Origin of the sequence: Streptomyces sp. NPDC004435 (assembly GCF_042873895.1) — a bacterium.
Taxonomy (GTDB): domain Bacteria; phylum Actinomycetota; class Actinomycetes; order Streptomycetales; family Streptomycetaceae; genus Streptomyces.
Genome location: NZ_JBIAMB010000028.1, coordinates 1 through 20,284 on the forward strand (window position 1 = coordinate 1; position 20,284 = coordinate 20,284).

At 72.3% G+C, this 20,284-nt stretch carries 18 protein-coding genes and 1 rRNA gene; 11 read left to right on the plus strand and 8 right to left on the minus strand.

All coding sequences use genetic code 11. The annotated features are described in order from the left end of the window. A 5S ribosomal RNA gene (gene rrf / locus ACFYT9_RS35335) occupies positions 1-91 on the plus strand; the annotation flags it as partial. Positions 92-487: 396 nt separating this feature from the next. Beyond that, entirely contained in the window at positions 488-886 is a 399-nt protein-coding gene (locus tag ACFYT9_RS35340; RefSeq protein WP_389170295.1) for a DnaB-like helicase C-terminal domain-containing protein, read from the plus strand. 581 nt (positions 887-1,467) lie between these two features. On the opposite strand, the gene bla is transcribed toward ACFYT9_RS35340, so the two are convergent. Then, entirely contained in the window at positions 1,468-2,436 is a 969-nt protein-coding gene (gene bla / locus ACFYT9_RS35345) for a class A beta-lactamase (protein WP_389170297.1), read from the minus strand. A gap of 189 nt (positions 2,437-2,625) precedes the next feature. Here bla and ACFYT9_RS35350 point away from each other — a divergent pair, with 189 nt between their 5' ends. Both ACFYT9_RS35350 and ACFYT9_RS35355 read left to right on the plus strand, forming a co-directional pair. Next, the gene (locus tag ACFYT9_RS35350) at positions 2,626-3,609 is read left to right on the plus strand and encodes a LysR family transcriptional regulator (RefSeq protein ID WP_389170300.1); all 984 of its coding nucleotides are present in this window, start codon (positions 2,626-2,628) and stop codon (positions 3,607-3,609) included. Then, positions 3,558-4,493: a serine hydrolase gene (locus ACFYT9_RS35355; RefSeq protein WP_389170303.1), complete on the plus strand. Its 936-nt coding sequence runs from the start codon at positions 3,558-3,560 to the stop codon at positions 4,491-4,493. Before ACFYT9_RS35350 ends, ACFYT9_RS35355 begins: the two co-directional genes overlap by 52 nt. Positions 4,494-5,591: 1,098 nt before the next feature. On the opposite strand, the gene ACFYT9_RS35360 is transcribed toward ACFYT9_RS35355, so the two are convergent. The 3 genes from ACFYT9_RS35360 to ACFYT9_RS35370 form a co-directional block, all read right to left on the minus strand. After that, positions 5,592-5,783, minus strand: coding sequence for a hypothetical protein (locus ACFYT9_RS35360; RefSeq protein WP_389170306.1), 192 nt, complete (start codon positions 5,781-5,783; stop codon positions 5,592-5,594). Positions 5,784-5,794: 11 nt separating this feature from the next. Further along, the gene (locus ACFYT9_RS35365; protein ID WP_389170308.1) at positions 5,795-6,256 is read right to left on the minus strand and encodes a DUF6003 family protein; all 462 of its coding nucleotides are present in this window, start codon (positions 6,254-6,256) and stop codon (positions 5,795-5,797) included. Between the two features lie 266 nt (positions 6,257-6,522). Then, positions 6,523-6,696: a CsbD family protein gene (locus tag ACFYT9_RS35370; protein WP_376595270.1), complete on the minus strand. Its 174-nt coding sequence runs from the start codon at positions 6,694-6,696 to the stop codon at positions 6,523-6,525. 185 nt (positions 6,697-6,881) lie between these two features. Here ACFYT9_RS35370 and ACFYT9_RS35375 point away from each other — a divergent pair, with 185 nt between their 5' ends. Both ACFYT9_RS35375 and ACFYT9_RS35380 read left to right on the plus strand, forming a co-directional pair. Beyond that, a complete protein-coding gene (locus tag ACFYT9_RS35375) occupies positions 6,882-7,523 on the plus strand; it encodes a hypothetical protein (RefSeq protein WP_389170311.1) in 642 nt (213 codons plus the stop codon). A 16-nt stretch (positions 7,524-7,539) separates the two neighbouring features. Beyond that, on the plus strand, positions 7,540-8,442 hold the full coding sequence (locus ACFYT9_RS35380) for a TIGR04222 domain-containing membrane protein (RefSeq protein WP_389170314.1): 903 nt from the start codon (positions 7,540-7,542) through the stop codon (positions 8,440-8,442). A gap of 157 nt (positions 8,443-8,599) precedes the next feature. On the opposite strand, the gene ACFYT9_RS35385 is transcribed toward ACFYT9_RS35380, so the two are convergent. Beyond that, positions 8,600-8,854: a DUF6479 family protein gene (locus ACFYT9_RS35385; RefSeq protein ID WP_389170317.1), complete on the minus strand. Its 255-nt coding sequence runs from the start codon at positions 8,852-8,854 to the stop codon at positions 8,600-8,602. A 208-nt stretch (positions 8,855-9,062) separates the two neighbouring features. Continuing rightward, a complete protein-coding gene (locus ACFYT9_RS35390; protein WP_389170320.1) occupies positions 9,063-9,281 on the minus strand; it encodes a hypothetical protein in 219 nt (72 codons plus the stop codon). Between the two features lie 376 nt (positions 9,282-9,657). Here ACFYT9_RS35390 and ACFYT9_RS35395 point away from each other — a divergent pair, with 376 nt between their 5' ends. Beyond that, on the plus strand, positions 9,658-10,131 hold the full coding sequence (locus ACFYT9_RS35395; RefSeq protein ID WP_389170323.1) for a DUF5709 domain-containing protein: 474 nt from the start codon (positions 9,658-9,660) through the stop codon (positions 10,129-10,131). A 297-nt stretch (positions 10,132-10,428) separates the two neighbouring features. On the opposite strand, the gene ACFYT9_RS35400 is transcribed toward ACFYT9_RS35395, so the two are convergent. Next, positions 10,429-10,611 (minus strand): hypothetical protein, encoded by a 183-nt coding sequence (locus ACFYT9_RS35400; protein WP_389170325.1) that lies wholly within the window; start codon positions 10,609-10,611, stop codon positions 10,429-10,431. A 465-nt stretch (positions 10,612-11,076) separates the two neighbouring features. Between ACFYT9_RS35400 and ACFYT9_RS35405 the strand changes: the two genes are divergently transcribed. The 4 genes from ACFYT9_RS35405 (at position 11,077) to ACFYT9_RS35420 (ending at position 16,173) form a co-directional block, all read left to right on the plus strand. Then, positions 11,077-12,396: an MFS transporter gene (locus tag ACFYT9_RS35405; RefSeq protein WP_389170328.1), complete on the plus strand. Its 1,320-nt coding sequence runs from the start codon at positions 11,077-11,079 to the stop codon at positions 12,394-12,396. A gap of 92 nt (positions 12,397-12,488) precedes the next feature. After that, positions 12,489-13,673 carry a PucR family transcriptional regulator gene (locus ACFYT9_RS35410; protein WP_389170331.1) on the plus strand — a complete coding sequence of 395 codons (1,185 nt, stop codon included), beginning with the start codon at positions 12,489-12,491 and terminating at the stop codon, positions 13,671-13,673. 426 nt (positions 13,674-14,099) lie between these two features. Beyond that, entirely contained in the window at positions 14,100-14,954 is an 855-nt protein-coding gene (locus ACFYT9_RS35415; RefSeq protein ID WP_389170334.1) for an SGNH/GDSL hydrolase family protein, read from the plus strand. Positions 14,955-15,087: 133 nt separating this feature from the next. Further along, the gene (locus ACFYT9_RS35420; protein ID WP_389170337.1) at positions 15,088-16,173 is read left to right on the plus strand and encodes a glycoside hydrolase family 19 protein; all 1,086 of its coding nucleotides are present in this window, start codon (positions 15,088-15,090) and stop codon (positions 16,171-16,173) included. Between the two features lie 167 nt (positions 16,174-16,340). On the opposite strand, the gene ACFYT9_RS35425 is transcribed toward ACFYT9_RS35420, so the two are convergent. Then, on the minus strand, positions 16,341-20,009 hold the full coding sequence (locus ACFYT9_RS35425; protein ID WP_389170340.1) for an FG-GAP-like repeat-containing protein: 3,669 nt from the start codon (positions 20,007-20,009) through the stop codon (positions 16,341-16,343). Positions 20,010-20,284 lie beyond the last annotated feature (275 nt).

The following is a 20,284-nucleotide window of genomic DNA, read 5'->3' on the forward strand; positions in this document are numbered from 1 at the left end:
GCCCGGTTACATTCCGAACCCGGAAGCTAAGCCTTTCAGCGCCGATGGTACTGCAGGGGGGACCCTGTGGGAGAGTAGGACGCCGCCGAACAATTATTGGCCTCAACCCCCGGACTCTGTCCGGGGGTTGAGGCATTTTTGCGTTCATCTGAAACCTCGTCGCTTTCTGCGCCAGAATGGTTGTGTCCGCCTCGCCCCGCAGACGCGGTCGGCCTCGTCATGGGCACCCGGCCCTCGGCCAGTGCCCCGCCGGTCGAGCGCACCGGCCGCCGGCCGCGATCTGGCTGTCGTTGTGCTGCCCGGCGGCATCACGGCCGACCAGATCACTGCGTACCTCAAGAGAAAAAGGGTTCTGTCTCGGTGACAGGTCTGCCGGGCTCCTCACCGCCCGGAGGCGCGGGGCCGGGGTGAGGTATTCCGAAGCGTCCCCAACGGGTTCAAGGAGCTGGGCAGGCACCTTGACCGACGGTCTGCGCGGGTCGGGCAGATGATCGTCTTCGCTGCCCGCGCCCCACGGTCGTCAAGTCGATGCTCGGCGTCGACCCTGGTCGACTACCTTCACCTCCTCCAGCGCGGCAGCGCCGATAACCTTCACACCGAGGTGTCGGAGATGAGCCGCCGGCTGAAGCTCATGGCCGAGCAACTCGACGTCCTGGTCGTCGTCCTCGCCCCGCTCGACCGCGGGCCCGAGCAGCGGCAGGACAAGAGCCCGGTCGTGTCCGACCTGCGCGAGTCGGGCGTCAGCGAGCAAGACGCGGACATGGGGATCCTGATCCACCGTGAGGACGTCTACGAGAAGCGGTCTCCGCTCGTAGGCGAGGTCCGCTTGATCGTGGGTCCGCATGCCGCCGGCATCCCAGTGACGTGTCGCTGGATCGATCCCTGACCTCGGCCGTTCCTGTGAGGCGGTGGCTCCGACGGACCGGGACGGAGAGCTGACGCGGGGCTCGGCGCTTGGCGGCAGGACCGGTAGGCAGTCGGCGCCCCGGAGTCGAGCTACGGAAGCGGGCCTCGGCCGAGGGCCCGCTTCCGTAGTTCCGCAGGCAGACCGTGCGGTCTTGCGTACCGGCTGAGGCCGGCGGTGTTCGTGCGGGTCAGAAGGTTGCGCTCAGGCCTCACCAGTCGCTGGCCTGGCGGGAGGCGGTCCGAACGCAGGCACCTCCAGCTCGTCACCGACCGCGACGGCGCTGCCCGGCTGTTCGAAACGTAGGGCCCCGACTGTTCAGGAGGGCGTTCGCCTCTACGCGGCCTGCACCGCTCATCACCGCGCCGTCCGCTTCGCCTCACGAGGTGTCCGGTGGCCGCGCCCAGGGCCGGGGGCGCGGCGGCACGGCTCCCCGGGGGGCCGTGACGCGGCGCTCCCGCCCCGTGGCTCCGCCGCGCCGCACATCCGCCCCGAGGTTCCCTGACCTCGCGCAACACCGGTACGCCCTCCCGTCCCCCGCCTCGGACAGCAGGCTCCGAGACTCAGCGCAGCGCCCCCGCGACCACCGACGCGGCGCGCGCGATCAGCCGGTTGTCGGGGGCGGCCTCCCGATCGGAACGGGTCGACAGGATCGCCATCACGATCGGCGCCCCGTCCGGCGGCCAGACGACGGCCATGTCGTTGCGGCCACCGTAGGTGGTCGCCGTCCCCGTCTTGTCCCCGACCACCCACGTGTCGGGCACCCCGGCGCGGATGGTCTCGTCGCCCGTCAGGTTGGTCTTCAGCCAGGTCGTCAGCCGCTCGCGCTCCGGCGTCCGCAGCACATCCCCGAGGACGAAGGCGCGCAGGTCTCGGGCGAGGGCCCGTGGTGAGCTGGTGTCCCGGACCTCGCCCGGTCGCCAGTCGCCGAGTTCCGGCTCGATGCGGTCCATCCGCGTCACTCCGTCGCCGAGCGAACGCAGCACCGCCTGGAGCCCCTTGGGGCCGCCCAGCTCCTCGAAGAGCAGATTGCCCGCGGTGTTGTCGCTGTGGCGGACGGCGGCGTCGGCGAGGGCGTCCAGCGTCATCCCCGTATCGACGTGCTCCTCCGTGACCGGGGACGGATCGACCAGCTCCTCCTTCGTGTACGTCACCACCCGCTCCATCCCGTCGAGACCCTCCTCGCGCAGCACGGCGCCGGCGGCGAGCGCCTTGAAGGTGGACGCGTACGGGAACCGCTCACCGTCCCGCCACGCGATCTCCCGCCCAGTACCGGTGTCGATGGCGTACACCCCGAGCCGGGCGTCGAACGCGCTCTCCAGCGCCCGGAACTCCCGGCGGTACGAGGCGTCCGCCGCGCCCGCCGCCCGCAGCGTCTCCGTCTGCCCCCGCACCTCCGCCTGAGACTGCGGGAGGGCCTGTACGGGGGCGGCCTGCGCCCGTGCCGCCGGCTCCGCGCACGCGGTCAGCGGTACGAGGGTGAGCGCGGCGGCGAGCCCGGCGAGGGCGCTCCTGACGCGGCTGTGCTGCATGATCCTGACCTCCGGGAGCGCCCCGGGCAGGGGCGCGTAAGGGCCGGCCCCTACGGCACCGGCCCGATGCCTGTCATGAGTTCCCGACCACTCTGATCCTCCACCTCCATACGGTCCAATGCCGACGCGTACCGATCCATGCGGAATCGGCATGGAAGGAGGCGACCGGCGGCGCATATGCTGCGGATCATGGATCTGCTGGCAGCCAGCCGCGCCTTCGTCAGCGTCAGCGAGCACGGCGGCTTCACCGTCGGGGCGGCGGCGGCCGGCATGTCGCAGCCGGTGGCCAGCCGCCGTGTCGCCGCACTGGAGGAACACGTGGGGGAGCGGCTCTTCGAGCGCACCTCGCGCCGTGCCGTCCTCACCCCGTTCGGCCGCGATCTGCTGCCCGCCGCGCGAGCCCTCGTACGCGCCGCCGACGTCCTGCTCCACGAGGCCGAGACCGCACGGCGCAGGCCCTGGCGGATCGCGGTGCCCGCCGTCTGCGCGACGGCCGCCCTGGCCCGGCTCGTCGCCGACGCCCGCGCCCTCGGCATTGCCCTCGACCTGCGCCCCGCCCCGCCCGCCGAGCGCCAGGAGCTGGTGCGGGCCGGTCGGGTACGGGCCGCGGTACTGGCTGTGCCGCCCGACGAGGCGGTCTGGTCCGTTCCGCTGGGTGCCGCCACGGCCACCGAACCCGCCGTACGTCGACTCTGGCTGGAGACCCTCCGGCCGGGCCGCACCGACCAACGCCCGGCCAGACGCCTGTGGATACAGCCCGAGGACGACGTGCCGCACATCCGCGACCCGCTCGCCCGGCTGCGCGACGCGACCGGACTGCGCCCCGCGCAGCTCGCCACGGCCACCGACCTGACGGAGGCGGTGGCCGAAGTCCTGCACAACGACGACCTGTTGCTGTGCTCACCCGACGAGGCCGCGCGCCTGGGCCTGCACTGGCGTCCGCTGGGAGAACTCTCGCCGGCCCGCGGATACGCCCTCGGCGCGCCGGACGGCGGCGATCCCCACACCACGACCACCCGCCTGGGCCGCGCCCTCGCCCGCTGCCTGGAAGCGCACGACGTCCCGGCCCCCGGCCCCCACGGACCCGAACCGACAGCGGACCGAAAGGCACCCGACGGCCCATGCACGCCCCCCGCCTCGCCCTCACCTCCCACACCACCGCCGACGGCCTGATCGACGAGGTACGGCGTCAGCTGTCCGACGGCGGGCTGCGCGCCTGCCTGCTCGTACGGGACCTGCGCACCGGCCGCGAGATCGGCATCGACCCCGACACCGCCCTCCCCTCGGCCTCCCTGGTCAAAGTCCCCCTGGCGGTGGCGACGTTCGAACGGATCCGGCGCGGCGAACTCGACGCCGCCGCCCCCGTCGACGTCGCTCCAGGGCGCAGCACCGCCCTCGGCCCCACCGGTCTGACCCGCTTCCGCCACCCGGCCCGGATCGCCGTCGAGGACCTGCTCTACCTGAGCACATGCCTGAGCGACGAGCGGGCCGCCGACGCCCTGTTCGCGCTCACCCCGCCCGCCCGGGTCACCGCTCTCCTGAGGGAGTTCGGCATCCACGGCATCACCGTCCGCCACACCGTCGACGAACTCAGCGACACCCCCGTGGAACGCTTCGACCCCGCCCAGGCCCACCTCGCCCATGCCCTGGCCATCGACGCGGGCACGAGCGGCCGCGGCCACCGCGTGCCGCAGCTCGACACCACCCGGGCGAACACGGGCACCGCCAGGGCTTGGACCGACCTCCTCCAGGAACTGCGCTCACCCACCGCCCTGCACCCCGACGTGGCCGAGGCCGTGCGCGGCCTGATGCTGCACAACGTGCTCCGCCAGCGCCTCACCCCCGACTTCGCCTCGGACGCCACCACGTGGTGGTCCAAGACCGGCACCCTGCTCCACCTCCGCCACGAGATCGGCGTCGTGGAGCACGCCGACGGCGCCGCCTACGCCGTGTCCGTCCTGACCGAGTCCATGGTCCCGGCCGCCGCCCAGCCCGGCGCGGACGCCCTGATGGGCCAGGCGGCCCGCACCCTGCGCGACCACCTGCGCCACATCTGACGGACCCGCACCCGAGCCCGCCCACCCTCACGCTCCTCGTGATCGGCGCGGTCTTCCTGGCGGGCCGCCGCACCCCGGGCGATTCCCGGAGCCGGCACGGTGGCGGCACCCGCCCGGCGCGTACGCCCGCGGCCCCCGCCCCTGGGCAGACCGCGCAGCCGTTCCGTACGCCCGCGGTCTCCGGAGCTGCGACGCCCCCGCGGTCGCCCCGCTCGACCGGGCCCCGCCACCACGACGCCCGCCCTGCCGCCCCACCCGACCACGGCCACCGGTGGGCGTTCCGCCGCTGGGCCTTCCGTCGCCGGCCGTCCCCGCGGCGGGCGCGCCCCGGTCGTCCGCCACCCCACGCCGGACCGGACGCGCCAGCAGCCCGGGGCCGGGACAGCCCGTCCCGGCACCCGCCCACACCAGATTGGGATCGTGATGCTCCACGACCCTGCGGGCGTCCTCGGCCCGGAGACGCCTTCGGTGACCCGGCGAGGGGGAGTGGCGCGGAGGCTGCGCGCACCGATGAGACGTGGCGTGACCGCGACGGCTGCCTGTCGCCGGCGCGCGGTGCCGGAGCGCTCGGCGGGCTCCGTTCACGACAGGTTCGGTTCTGGCCTGATTCTGTGGAGCGGTGACGATCAGCCACGGCCACGGGCAGGAGCTGTGTGTCATCACGGGGCCCGACGGCCTGACGTGGCCTTGAGCGTGTCGACCCAGGGGTGCGGATCGTACGGCCCCGATGCCGTCGTCCTGCCAGGTCGGGAGACCGTGCTCTGGGCGGTCCGGGCGGTCCGGGCGGTCGGGCCGTCCGGACGTCGCGGCCCTGGACCTCACGAGCAGCTGCGGCCGTGACGGGCCGGAGGACGCCCTCCCCCATTCGGGGATGTCCGAGGCGGTTCGGCGACGGCCTCGGCAGAGTCCGGCAGCCCGGCCCGAAGCCCGCCACCTCCGCCCCGACTCCCGTGGCGGTGCCTGGCCCCCACCGGTCTCCTCTGAGACGGCGAAGGTCCAGACCCGGCCGCCCGCGCCGCTCACGGCCGCCCTCCACCCATGTCCCCGCCGCCGACATCGCCACGGGAACGGACGGGGCGACGAGTGCGCGAGGGTGCCCTACTGGGCGCGTGCTCCCGCACGGCCGGGCTGCGGGCATTCGCGCCCCTGATGCCCGTCGTCCGTCGTGGCGTCCGGCTGGGCGGGGGAGGGGAGGGCGATCCGGGTCTGTCCCTCGATCGGTGGCGGAGTGGGATCGCCGAGCCGGTCCTCCACCAGCCGGAGCCGCGTGCGCGTCTCGTCGGTCGTCATGCCGCCTCCTCTCACCCCTGCTGCGGAACCGGATCCGAGGGACGCCCCTGGCCCCGCGTCGCCGATGCCACGGTCCCGGCGTCCTCGCCGGTGAGTTCGACGATGCGGTGCGGCGGAACCCCGACGGCCGCGGCGCGCGCCAGCAGGGCGTCCCGCTCGCCCGCGCAGTCGCGGTAGGCCAGGAGCTCGTCCTCCACGCGGACCAGGGCGCCCGGCATCAGCGCGTGGCGCAGCCGGCTCAGCTCCTCGTCGGTCAACGGGACGGGCAGCTTCTCCGCATCGTCGGGGATGGCTCCCGTCTCCTCCGGAGGCAGAAGCCTGACGCCCGGGGAGGCGGCGGTGACACCGTGCGCGTCGAGCCAGGCCCGTACGGCGGGCATCTCCAGGCATCCCAGGTCTTTCACCACGGCGACGGAAGCACCCAGTGGCGTCGCCGGGTCGCCCACGAGGAACAGGTAGGCGTCGTCGGTCATGCTCGTCCCCTTCACAGAAACGATGGTCGTGTGAGGTCCCCGTCTACCCCCTCCGGCGCGAACCATCACGGCTCCGGCCCACTCCTGTCGGGACGGGTGCAAGGCGCCGGTACGCAGGAAGTGCGGGCCGCACTGCCGTCCGCCGGCGTTCGGAGTCGACGCCGTGGCGCTGCCCCGGAGGTGAGGCCCGTAGTGCGGCCGGGCATGGCGCGAGGCCCCGACCGGGGGGAATGGTCGGGGCCTCGCGGGTGCATGGGCGGCCGGTTCTACCGCCGGAAGGTGTCCTTGATGTCCTCCTTGGCCTGGCGAGCGTTGCCCTTGGCCTGATCGGCCCGGCCTTCGGCGGTCATCCGCTCGTTGCCGACGGCGCGGCCGACGGTCTCCTTGACCTTGCCCTTCGCCTGCTCGGCGTGAGCCTTGCTCTTCTCCGTACCCGACATCGGGACCTCCTCGTGACGTAACCGGATTGGTCTTGACCGCCTCCTGCTCCCGATCTCGACGCGTAAACCAGAAAGTCATCGGGCCGCCTCGGACGAAGTCGTGTCGGTCGCCGGGGCCCCGAACGGGGGCGAGGTCCGTCGGGGCCACGAGGGCCGCGTCGCGGCACACGCGCCGTCGCAGGAGAATGCGGGTGGTGATCCGGACCCGCCGGGAGCGGGTGCCGTGCCGCCGAGTCGAGCCGAGGAGAAGCGGCGCGGCCCGGTCTCACCGCAGGGGAGCGAACGACCCTCGCGCGCCCCCCCCCGCACCCAACTCCCCGTGGTTCGCACCCCGATGGGCCGATCGTGCGAGGTCCTCGAAGGTGCGACTCCTCGCCGACGGACGCTTCGCGCTCTCAGGAGGGGGCGGCGGCACGGTGAGGGTCTGGGACGTGGTCACCGGCCGATCCTTGCGCGTCCTCCCAGGGCATCGCGGATCCGTCCACAGCCTCGCGGTCACGCCTGACGGAAGGTTCCGCATGTCGGCGAGCGGGGACCTCGTCCGGCCGTGGGAGCTGCACTGGGAAGGGGAGGCCCACGCCCCGGCGGACTGGGACGACGGAGCACCACCCCACCTGGAAGGCTTGCTCTTCCGGTTCCGGAACGGGGAGCGGACCGGACCTGACCGCTCCTGTGCGGCCGTGCCGTCACCCGTGCCCGCCCTCTGCCGATGCGACGCGTCCGCCGATGCGGCTCCTCCGCCGATTCGGCGTGATGTGACCGTCGGTGGTCGCGTGGGCGGTGCCCGCGGCGGGCAGACCCTCACCGGGCCCGTCCTGGTCCCGTGAGGGGGGAATGTGCGCGATGGATGTGATCGGTGGCTGGCCCGAAGTGGTGCCCGGGCTCGTCCTCGTGGTGCTGTCACTGGGGGCGCTGGTGCGCTTCTGGCGGGCGGAGGAGAAGGACTGGCAAGAGCTCGCCGCGAGCGCCGGTCCGGTACGGCCTTCGGCCGCGGGCCTCTCGCTGTACGAGATCGCCTATCTTGCGCAGGGGTACCGCGTCGACCCGGCCGGGCTGGTGGCCCTGGTCGTGATGCATGAGCAGCAGCGGGTTCGACTCGTCGACAAGGAGTACGGCTCCTACCACTACCGGATCGTCGACCCGGTGCCTCGCGACGAGGTGGAAGCCGTGGTCCTCGACCTGCTCGCCGAGGACGACGGCCGTGTCCCCACCGCCCTCGACATCCAGCGCCGGCGCCCCGACGCGCTCAAGAACCTGCACCGGCAGCTCGTCGTGGACGGCTATCTGTGCGAGCGAGGTCTGCCCGCCGGCCTCGCCCCCGACGCCACGCAGGTCACCGAGTGGAGGGCCGTGCGGACTCGCGCGCGCCGCCGTCTCGCCCTCCTGCTGGTCGTGCTCCTGACGCTGGGAGGCGCGGCCGCGGTGCTTCTCGGCGCCTGGGCGCCGCTCGCCCTCCAGGCCGTCGCCCTGCCGGCTCTGGCGGTCTGGAGGGAACGGACGCGGACCCCGCGGAGCTGGGGCGTCACCCGAGCATGCGAGGACGCGGTGAGGGCCGCGCGCGCCGTACGGCCGGCGTCGAAGGAGGACGCACTGCTCAGGCGGGTCGCGTTCAGTGGACTGAGAGACCTGCCGAAGGGACACCCACTCGTCCCGTGCCCGCGACCGCCGGACCCGCCCCGAGAGCAACCACGCGAGGAACCGCCCCGCTTCATCGACTTCAACCCGCCCGGACTCGGCGGGCTGTGACCCGACGCGGTGGTTAGGAACACGGGCCGGTGGGCCACCTGATGGAGCGTCCGCTCGTCGCACGGCGCCCCCGGACGGCACCCGCCGCGCCGGGGGCGCCGGCGCCCTGGGTACGCGCACGGACCACCGCCCGTTTCGCCGGCCCGGAGCGATCGCGTCAGCGCCGTCCGGGCGCCACCCGCTCGGTGCGTCCCCACAGCTGGTGCGGACGGAGCCGGTGCCTCTGGTCGTTCCGGGGAACGACCAGAGCGCGGCGGAACTCCGAGGTGACGCCCGGAAGCCGGTCGGTCACCGGGCGACGGGGCTGATCCTCGGGAAGGGGCGGCGACGTCGCCGCGGCGTGCAGCCGCGCACCGAGGACGAAGCCGGCGATCAGCACCGTCACGACGATCAGTCCGATGAACATGTGCATGAGAACCTCCAGGGAGACCGGGGGACACCTGACTCCTCTACGGCCCCGCCACCTGCCGCGGATGCTGTGACTCCGCTTCACCACCCGATCGGCCCGATCCACGCCGCCCCGACGTGCGGAGGAGCCCTCCCCGCAGGCAGACCGCTCGGACGCCCGGTACGCGTGCCGCCACCCGCCCCCGGTCGCCACCCGCCCCCCGCGGACGCGATCAGGGGAGGGGGCGCGGCCCGATCTGCTCCGGATCCTGGTCACGGACCTCCGCGAGCTGGTCCGTGCGCCACGTCCTCGCGCCGCACCGCGGCGGGAAGGTGGGGAAGACGTGTCCGGCCATGTCGATACGCCACAGGTGGCCCTCCGCGCAGTCGCAGACGTAGGCCCCCGCCGCGGGGGTGTAGTCACCGGGGCTGAAGAGATCGAGCGATGCCATGGCGTTCCTCGGTGTCTCGAAGGGGTGTGGAGCCTTCACGGCGCGTTCTTCACTGCCCGCCGCGCCGTCGGATGCGGAAGCGGTGACGCATCCCCCGAAGGGCCGACGGGCGTCTGCCTCGTCCGTTTCGCCTGATCAAGCGCGGGAAGCCGCCCCAGGGGATGATCGGAGCAGGCGGACCGGCCAGTGAGAGGCCGAGCAGGCGGACCGGCCAGTGAGAGGCCGAGCAGGCGGACCGGCCGGTGAGAAGCCGAGCAGGCGCCGGACGCGAGGCGCTGAAGGGAGCACGGATGCGCCCGCCGCGCGGAAGGGCTCCGCCGACGCGCCGGGCCCTCTCGTCCGACCACGCCCGGAGCAAGGGCGAAAGGAGTACGCGATGAGCGAGAACCCGATGGCGGACGACGCCTATCAGCCCACGGGCGCCGACGACGAGCAGGAGGACGCGGCGCCGCTCGACCTGCAGAACACCGTGGACGAACGCACCTACGACGACATGCTGGACGAGGGCTACTCGCCCCCCGAGAAGCCGCTGGGCGTGACCAAGCACGGCACGACGGCCGAGGAGCAGCGGGCCGGCGAGTCCCTCGACGAAAGGCTGTCGCAGGAGGTTCCCGATGTCGTGGAGCCCGAGGGGGACGGGCTGGGAGACCTGCCCGGCGGGGAGGGAGAAGCGATCGACTCCGAAGTGGGCACGCGCCGCGCCGGGCGTCTGCTCGCGCCGGACGAGGGTGCCCGTGGCGACACCACCAAGGAGCTGATCGCCCGGGACGAGGGCATCGACGGAGGCGCGGCGAGCGCCGAGGAGGCGGCCGTCCATGTCGTCGAGGACGAGGAACCAGACGTGCCGTGAAGTCGAGGACGGGGCACAGGACGTGCCGTGAAGGTGACGTCGTGACGCGGCGAGCCTGCCCCGCTGCGCGGCGGGAACTGCGCGCGATCCGCCCCAGGACCCGACAGACGCATCAGAAGGCCTGCTCGGCGCGGCGGATCTCGTAGCCGGGATTCCCCGGTCCGGGAGTCGAGGAAGTCGCTGAGGAGGGCGTCGGCCGCCCCCGCTCGGGGTCCACTGGCACGCGTGCTTCCCGCTCGCCGCCCCCGATCGCTCGGGCGCGGGCTCTCATGCTTCGGCTCATGCGCGCGGAGGGCGTCATCCGCGTCGTCCGGTGCACAGGGCGAGGCCCCACATGCCGAGGGAGAGGGCGCCGAGGCCGGCGAGGACGAGCGGGACGATCCTGCCCGGCCCCTCGGCCGTGATCCCCTGGACCAGGGCCAGGACGGTCGCCGCCACGGTCACCCACAGGAAAAGCTGGATCTTGGTCTTCGGGCTCACTGTTCGGCTCACTGTTCGCACTCCCGCCCTGATGCCGGTTGAAGAAGGGGACTTTCCCTGTGCCCCCGCGCCGCCGGATGAATCCGCCGAACGCACTTCGGCGCCGCGAGCTCGCGGCCGCGCACCCGGGGGCGTGCGCATTCCCGCCGGCCGTGTGCGACCGCACTCGGGATTCAGCCGGGAACGGGGCCGCGTCGCTCGGACCCCGTACGAGTCCGGCGCGCGAGGTGACGACATGCCCCCCAGGGCCGGCGGCGCCCCCTTCCGCCACGCGCGCCCACGGGTGCCGGTGCCCACCGGGACAGGGGGCACGTTGGGCATTTGCACATGGCCGGATTCCGCTGTTGTCGTTGAGGCTGTCCACCACGAGCACAACGTGCCGCATCAGCCCTGACACGGAACGTGGTGCGCATTCCATCCGATCGAGACGTTCTGCGGGCATTCGTGTGCGCAGAAAGGACTGTCATGCCCTTTGACTCCGAGGCACAGCACGCGGCGGTGACCCGCAGGGCGATAGTGCGGCTGCTGCCCGTACTGGGTCTGGCCTATTTCATGTCCTATGTGGACCGCACCAACGTGGCGCTGGCCAAGACGCAGCTGGAGGCGGACATCGGCATCAGCGCCGCCGCCTACGGGCTGGGCGCCGGGGTGTTCTTCATCAGCTACGCCCTGCTGGAAGTCCCGAGCAACCTCGTGCTCTACCGCGTCGGAGCCCGGGCGTGGATCGCCCGCATCGCCGTGACGTGGGGCCTCGTCTCGGCGGCGATGATGTTCGTCCAGGGCGAGACGTCGTTCTATCTGCTGCGCTTCGCTCTCGGCGCGGCTGAGGCGGGGCTGTATCCGGCCCTCATGTACACGGTGACGCTGTGGTTCTCCCAGCGCTACCGGGTCAAGGTCGTCGGCCTCATCTACACCGCTCCGGCTCTGGCCTCCATCGTGGGCGCCCCGGCGGGCGGCGCCTTGATGGGTCTGGACGGGGCGGCGGGGCTGCACGGGTGGCAGTGGCTGTTCCTCGTGGAGGGGCTGGTGACGGTGGCGGTCGGCGCTGTCGTGTGGTTCGCGCTGCCGAGCCGACCGCAGGACGCGCGCTGGCTGTCCGCCGAAGAGGCGGCCTTGTTGTCGGAGCGGGCGGCGGGCGCCCCGTCACCGCACCGTCTGCGGGGCAACATGAAGCTCGCCTTCGGCCGACCGGTCGTGCTGGTGCTGGCAGCGGTGTACTTCGTGAACCAGCTCGTGGCGTCCGCGGTGGGCTTCAATCTGCCGGCCATCGTGGAGGGGCTGGGCGTGGAAGGGCCGACGAACATCGGCCTGGTCACCGGCAGCATCGGTGTGGCGGTCCTGGCCGGTGTGCTGTTCTTCCCGTGGCTGCATGGGCGGATCGGCAACGACACCGGCCTGATCGTCCTGTGTGCCGTCGCCGGGACGGCGGCCCTGGCCGGGTTCTTGTTCACCGATGCCGTCGCGGCACGGTTCACGCTGCTGTTCGTGGCGAACTTCTTCCTCATGGGCACATTGCCGATGTTCTGGTCGGTCGCCATGTCGAGGATGTCGGGACTGATGGCCGCCGTGGGGCTCGCGTTCATCAACACCGTCGGACTCCTGGGCGGGTTCTTCGGACCCTTCGTCTTCGGCATGCTCGAGGAGAGCGCCGGAAGCGAGAGTGCTCCGTTCGTGTTCGTCGTCCTGGCCGGGACGGTCGGCGCGGCACTGGCGACACTGCTGCGGTATCTGGTGCGCGCGCAGGACCGTGCTCCCGCACAGCCGCAGGTGCCGGCGGGGGTGTGACGGCCATGCGCCCGCCGGACGGACACGGCCCTGCGGAAGGCGCGGGTGGGACCGCGCGTTCCGCAGGCCGTGCCGGGGCCTATCGTGCATCCATGGACGAGGGGCTGGAGCTACGCCGAGAGCTGGCGCTGACGCTGCTCGGGAACATCGACGAGCTGATCGGCCGCCTCGCGGAGGACATCTACGCGCACAGCTCCACCTACGCCAGCGGGAGCCCTGTCTCCCGGGAGGATCTGCAGCGCACGCTGAGGGGCAACATGGAGATCGCCCTGCAGGAGTTCGGCCGCCTCCCCGCCGGGCAGCAGTCCTTCGAGGCGGTGGCGGCGGAGAACGGGCGGCTGCGGGCGGAGCAGGACGTCCCGCTGGCGACGGTCCTGCAGGCCTATCGGCGTGGCGGGCGGGTGCTGTGGCAGGCGATGGCCGACTGGATGCGCGACCGTTCCCCGGCGCACCAGGCCCTGGTGGGTGACATGGCCGGCGCCGTGTGGGAGACCATCGACCGCTTCTCCTCCGCCATGGCGGACGCCTACCGACTGCGGATGCTGGAGCTGCAGCATCAGGAGGCGTCCCGGCGAGGAGCGTTGTTCGAGGCGCTGTTGGACGGTCGGGCCGGGGACCCCGCGGTCGCAGGTGCGGCCGCGGCGGCCCTGGGCGTTCCCCGCCAGGACCGCTTCGCGGTGGTCGTCATCGCGCAGGACGCGCACGACGTGGGCTCGCCGCCCGATCCCGCGCCGGCGCTGAAGGCCTGGGGGATGTGGTCGTTCTGGCGTCCGCGTGCCGACACGGTGGCGGGGTTGGTCCGGCTTCGCACGGCGGACCCCGCGGATCTCGCGGCGTCGCTACGCGCCCACCGGGTCGGCAGGGCGGGCATCTCACCCCCCTTCGCGGAACTGGCCGGGGCCGCTCAGGGCCTGCGTCTGGCCCAGCGAGCCTTGGACACGCTGCCGCGCAGCAGCGGCGAGGTCGCTTCGCTCGACGACCGTCTCGTGCACGCCGCGCTCGGTGCCGAGCCCGAGATCGCGGACCGCCTCACGGCACGCTACCTCGACGGTGTGCTGAGCAGCGGGACGGAGTGTGAGGTCCTTCTCACCACCTTGCGTACCTGGCTGGACTCGGGCTGCTCGGCGTCGGAGGCGGCTGCCCGGATGTACTGCCATCGCAACACGGTCCTCAACCGCGTGGCGCGCGTCTCCGAGTTGACGGGGTGGCCGTCCGACTCGGGCGAGGCACGTCTGGGGTGGGCGCTCGCGCTGCGTGGCCTCGAACTGGACGCGTAGCCGCACGAGTCGGCCGCCAGGCAGCCGATCGTTCGAGCGCGGGTGGAGCTGGGCCGAGCCGCGGTCCCTGTCCCGACCGATCTTGGTCGGCGGGGCGCCCGCGTGCGTCTTCATCCAGTGCCTGACGGCCTGTGGGCGCGGGTGGCCCGGTGCCAGCGGTGGGGGGGCCGAGGGGCCTGGTGGGGCGTCCGCGTCATGGGCGCCCCTGCGCAGGGGCCGGCGCCCATGACGCGGACGTGACGGCTGGGCGTCTGCACATGGTCGCCGTCCGGCCCAGCGACCGAAGCTGGGGCGGTCCCACCACGTCGTCCTGTGAGGCGTCGAAGAGTCGCCGTGCGGTCGAGCATCGCGTCCACGGCCACGACACACAGCCATCACCGGCGCGTCCAGGACCGCCCCGCCGACCCACCGGAAAGGCATCGCCCCGTGAAGAAGCCGAACCACACCTGGCTCACCACCGCCCTGCTCACGATCACGGCGCTCCTGGCGCCACCCACCCACGCCTTCGCCACCGACGAGCCGCTGCGGTACGTCGCCCTCGGCGACTCCTACGCGGCCGCCCCACTCGTGAGGCCGCTCGACCCCTCCGACGTCGGCTGCCTGCGCTCGCTGGCCAACTACCCGCACGTGACCGCACAGCTCCTCGGCGCCGACCTGACCGACGTCACCTGTTCCGGTGCCACCGCCGACGACTTCACCGGCTCCAAGCTCGGGACACCACCCCAGTACGACGCGCTGACGGCCGACACCGACCTCGTCACCGTGACGATCGGCGCCAACGACGCCGAACTGTTCCGGCTGCCCCGCGCCTGCGTCAACACCCTGCCCCCGCCGTTCGGCACCAGCTGCGCCGCCACGTCCATCCTCTGGGGAACCGACCGGTACGCGCGGGCCATCGACGCGTGGGCCCCCACCTTCGACGACACCCTGCGCACCATCCGAGCCGAAGCGCCCCACGCGAAGATCGTCGTCGTCGGCTACGGCGCCTACCTCCGTCCCGGCGGCTGCTTCCCCTCGCAGCCGTACTGGAGCCAGGACGCCGACTACATCCAGGCCCGGATCGGCCAGCTCAACGACGTCCTCAGCAGCACCGCGGCCCGGCACGGCGCGCATTACGTCGACACCGCCGCGATCAGCACCGGCCACGACGCGTGCGCCCCGGCGGCCGACCGGCACATCCAGAGCGCCCTTTCCCTGGCGGACGGCGCGCCGCTGCACCCCACGTCGGCCGGCTCCGCCGCCTTCGCGCGGGCCATCGCCTCAGCCGTGGCCGACGACTGAGGCCGCCGCGCCCCGGACCGGACGGGGGAGCGCACCGGCGACACCGCAACAAGAGTTGGTCTAGACCTTGACAGGTCCAGACCAATGAGTTTCAGTCAGAGCGAATCGACCACCCCATCGAAGGAGTGATCACATGCCCGGACGAAGAATCTCGGCGTTCCTCGCGGCGCTGGCGGTCGCCGTGGGAGCCGCCGTCCTGGGGCCCCTGTCAGCCACCGCGTCGGCCGCGGCCTGCGCGACGGCCTGGAGCTCGTCGGCCGTCTACACCGGCGGGACGGCAGCCTCGTACGGCGGGCGCAACTGGCAGGCCAAGTGGTGGACGCAGGGCGAGACGCCCTCGACCGCGGGGTCCGGAGTCTGGGCCGACCAGGGTTCGTGCACCGGCGGCACCGGCGGTGGAGGCGACGGCGGAACGACCGGCTGCGACCACCCCGCCTGGACCGCCGGCCGCACGTACACCGCCGGTGACATCGTGAAGTACACCAACGGCAACTACTACAAGGCGTCCCACGACAACCCGGGATACGACCCGGTGATCAGCACCTGGTACTGGGACCCCTACACCTGCGGCGGTGGCGGCGGCACGACGCCGCCGGACGGGTCGTTCGTCGTGAGCGAGGCGCAGTTCAACCAGATGTTCCCGAGCCGCAGCTCCTTCTACACCTACAGCGGCCTGACCGCCGCGCTCAGCGCCTACCCCGGCTTCGCCAACACCGGCGGCGACACCGTGAAGAAGCAGGAGGCCGCGGCCTTCCTCGCGAACGTCAGCCACGAGACCGGCGGCCTCTTCCACGTCGTCGAGCAGAACACCGCCAACTACTCGCACTACTGCGACACCAGCCGCCCCTACGGTTGCCCGGCCGGCCAGTCCGCCTACTACGGACGCGGTCCCATTCAGCTGAGCTGGAACTTCAACTACAAGGCGGCCGGCGACGCCCTGGGCATCGACCTGCTCAACAACCCCAGCCTCGTGCAGAACGACCCGGCGATCGCCTGGAAGACCGGTCTGTGGTACTGGAACACCCAGACCGGCCCCGGCACCATGACCGGCCACAACGCCATCGTCAACGGAGTCGGCTTCGGCGAGTCCATCCGCTCCATCAACGGCTCCCTGGAGTGCGGCGGTAGGAACCCCGCACAGGTCCAGAGCCGGATCGCCAAGTACCAGCAGTTCACGCAGATCCTCGGAGTCCCCACCGGCAACAACCTCAGCTGCTGATCACACCCCCCTTCGCCCCGGGCCGCGTCCGGCACCACGAACAAGCCGCGCGCGGCCCGCTCCTCGGCGCCGGACGGTGCGAGGAGGAAGCGGGCAAGGAGCAAGGCCCGCCGTACACGGGAGAGGGAGCAGCCCGACCACGACCGCTCCCTCCCCTCTCCGAGCGGTCAGATGTGGACCTGGCTGCCCGGCACTCCCACGCCGGTGGCGATCGTCCCCAGCGCCGACCAGCCGCCGCTGAGCGCCGCCCCACTGTTCAGCCACGCCTGGACGGAGCCGTCGGCCGCGACCGTCAGGTAGTCCGCGCGCCCGTCGCCGTTGGCCTCGGCGAACAGGACGGTCGTGCCGGGCGGTGCCAGGGCGGGTACGTACCCGCCGAGCGCCGTCCAGCTGCCGAGGCCCTTGTTGGCCCATGCCTTGACCGACCCGTCGGCCGCGACGGCCAGGTAGTCGGCCCGGCCGTCGGCATCGAGGTCCGCGAACCGGACCGTCGCGCCCGGTGCGCCCGTCCCGGTGGCGATCTGCCCGACGGCCCTCCAGCCGCCGTTCCCGTTGCCGCCCTGGTTGATCCAGGCCTTGACCGACCCGTCGGCGGCGACGGCCAGGTAGTCCGCGCGACCGTCCGCGTCGAGGTCGGCGAGCCGGACCTGGTCGCCGGGAGCGCCCGTGCCGGAGGCGTAGGTCCCCAGGGAGGTCCAGGTCGTACCGGTGCCGTTGTTGATCCAGGCACGAACCGAGCCGTCGGCGGCGACGGCGAGGTAGTCGGCCCGGCCGTCGGCGTCGAGGTCCGCGAAGCGCACCTGGTCCCCGGGTGCGCCCGTCGCCGCGATGATCTGGCCGAGCGACGTCCACTGCCCGGCCGTTCCGGTGCCGAGCCAGGCCCTCACGGATCCGTCCGAGGCCACCACCAGATAGTCGTCCTTGCGGTCCGCATTGACATCGGCGAACCGGACCTGCGAGGCCGGGACCCCGGCACCGGTGGCGTACGTCCCGAGGGACGTCCACCCGCCGCCACCTACACCGCCGCCGTCTCCTCCCTTGTTGAGCCAGGCCCGTACCGCGCCGTTCGCGTCGACCACGACGTAGTCGGCGCGGCGGTCGGCGTCGAGGTCCGCGAACCGCACCGAGGAGCCGGGCGCTCCCGCACCGGAGGCGATCTGTCCGGCCGCGGTCCAGCCGGCCGTTCCGGTGCCTCCCTTGTTCAGCCAGGCCCGTACCGCACCGTTCGCGTCGACGGCCAGGTAGTCCGCGTAGCCGTCGGCGTTGACGTCCGCCAGGCGCACCTGGTCGGCGGGGACACCGACACCGGAGGCGATCTGGCCCGCCTCGCTCCAGCCGGCGGTACCGGTGCCTCCCTTGTTCAGCCAGACGCGCAGCGCGCCGTTCGCGTCGACCACCACGTAGTCCGCGTACCGGTCCCCGTCGACGTCGGCGAACCGTACCTGTCCACCCGCCAGCGTCACTCCGGAGGCGATCTGTCCGGCCGCGGTCCAGCCCGCCGTTCCGGTGCCTCCCTTGTTCAGCCAGGCCCGCACCGCGCTGTTCGGGTCGACGACCAGATAGTCCGCGTAGCCGTCGGCGTTGATGTCGGCGAACCGCACCTGTCCGCCGGCGAGCGGCACCCCGGAGGCGACCTGTCCCGCGTCGGTCCAGCCCCCGCGGCCGTCGCCGCCCTTGTTCAGCCAGGCCCGTACCGCACCCCCGGCATCGACGGTCAGGTAGTCCGCCCGCCCGTCCGCGTTCAGGTCGACCTGGTAGTCGCCCAGGCCGGCGCGGGGCGGGGCCGGCCGCACCGTCACATGCGTGCTGATCCAGCCGCCGCGTGCGACACGCGCGATGCCCTCGGCGAAGACACCGGCCATCTTCACGTAACCGGCGTCGTTGGGATGCAGCCGGTCGCGCAGGTCACCGGTGGTGAGGGCACCCATGCTGACGTGGGCGACCTTGTACCCCTGCGCCTGCCGGGCCGCGACGATGCCCGGGATCTGCGCGTTGTACGCGTCGATCCTGGCCTGCACCACGGAGGAGGTCGACGGGACGAGGGAGGCGACGACGACCGTGGTCTGCGGTGATGCGGCGAGTATCTGGTCGATGAGAGCGGCCAGCCGTGCCGGGGCGGTGGACACCTGGTGGTCGCGGTCCATGTCGTTGGTGCCGATGTGCAGCAGCACCACGTTCGGCTTCGCCGCCTCCATCCACGCGTCGATGTTCGCGGCGATGCCGTCGATCAGCCAGCCGGAGTGGCCTTCGTGATCGGTGTCGGGCAGGACGCCGTGCTTCTGCGAGCCCACGAAGTCGAGCTGGTCCGCACGCGGGACCAACTGCGGCCACAGAGCCGCCCGGTAGCTGGAGCGGGTGCTGCTGCCGGCGCCCTCGGTGATGGAGTCGCCCAGCGGCATGACGGTCAGGTTCGGTACATGCCAGTTCTCGGTCTGGGTGTCCGGGGTGCCGCCGAAGCCGGGGGTGTCCCGGTGGTCCTCGTACTGGTTGAGCGCGTCGACCGCGCTCTTCGGGTCGCCCGCGGTGGTGGCGTCGACCGCCACGAAGTTCGGCTTCTTGCGGGCGGCCGGCGCACAGAAGCGCTGGGCACGGTTGAGGATCTTGGAGTTGTCGTTGCCGGGCGTCACGCCGATGGGAGCGTCCCGGAAGTGGTTCATCACGAAGAGCCGGCGGTACTTCGGCTCCTCGTACGAGAGCGGGTACCTGTCCCACCGGGTCCGGCACGTCCAGTCGGAGTTCCCGGTCGGCGCGCCCATCGACCAGTAGTTCTCGACGGTCCAGTCCTGCTGGAAGCCGATGCCCAGGCTCTTCTTGTCGTCCCGGTCGGACAGCAGGAGCAGTCGGTTGTTCTTGGCGACCAGTTCGGACAGCTTGGGCCAGCCCTTCTCCTTGACGTTCCAGACGGGCGACGACGGGTCGAAGACCAGACCGTTCAGCTGCCCGCCCGGACCGAGATCGTCGCCGACCTCGGCGATCATGTCAGCCTCCGAGGCGTAGTCCTCGAAGAAGACGGTGACGACCTCCCGCCTGTTCTCCTCGGCCTTGAGGAACTCCGCGATCGTGGTGAAGATCTCCGACAACGGCTGGGCCGTCGGAGGACACAGATCCGCGTTCTGGCCCAGCGGATGACACACCCGGACCCTGCCGTTGCGCTGGTAGATGTCCACCATCAGACCCCGGACCCCCTGCCTCAGCTGCGCGGAGATCGGCAACAGCTGGTTCTGGCTCGGGAACGGCTGGGGGAGCCCCATGTCGATGTTGTTGTTGAAGGCGTTGTGCGCGGTCAGGAACGTCATCTGGTCGAACGTCGGATCCGCGGGCATCGCCCGGCGAGAGGCCTCCACCGGGGAGACGTACCAGAGCTGCCCTTCGCCCTCGTTCCGGGCCGTGGCGAACGTGACGTCGCTGCTGACGGAACGGTCCCGGGGCGTCTGAAGGAACTCCTGGTAGCCGGAAGGACGGATCCGGTACCGCTCTCCCTTGACCTTCTCGAACACCCAGTCCGTGCCCGACCCGGCACAGTCCCGGAAGGCGAGTCGCGCCTCGCCCTCGCTGTTGGAGTCCCGGCCCATACAACGGTCGCCGCTGGTACGGCTCTTCACCTTGTACGTGCCGTCTCCGGTGGGAGACTCCTGGAGGTACCACCACTGGTCCGACTCGTCGCCCTTGGGCGGTGCGACACGGAACAGGAGTTCCGAACCGGATATCTGCCGGCCGCCACCGCCCTGGCCCAGGTTGTCGTCGCCGACGCTCTGGAGCACCACGGTCGTGTTCGTCGGCGGCCCGTCCGCGGGGAGCGCGGCGACCGCGGGTGCGGGAGCGACGGAGGCCGCCACACCACTGACGAGAAGCGCCCCGGCCAGGGACAGGGCCGTGGCCCGGACGGCCGCACGCAGGCGGTGACGGCGAGGGCGTCTTGTGCCGGCGAGTGCCGTCACGGGGCCGGCGGGAGGTGAGGCATGTGCCCCGCCCCAGGCGTGCCGGAAGCGTCGCATGTCGGGGTCCTTCTTCTGGGAGGCGAATCCCGCGCCGTCGAGCGCGAGCGGCGCCCAGTCTCATGACCTCCGCTGACGTTCCACTCATGCCCTGCTAACGACGGGCGACAGACGAG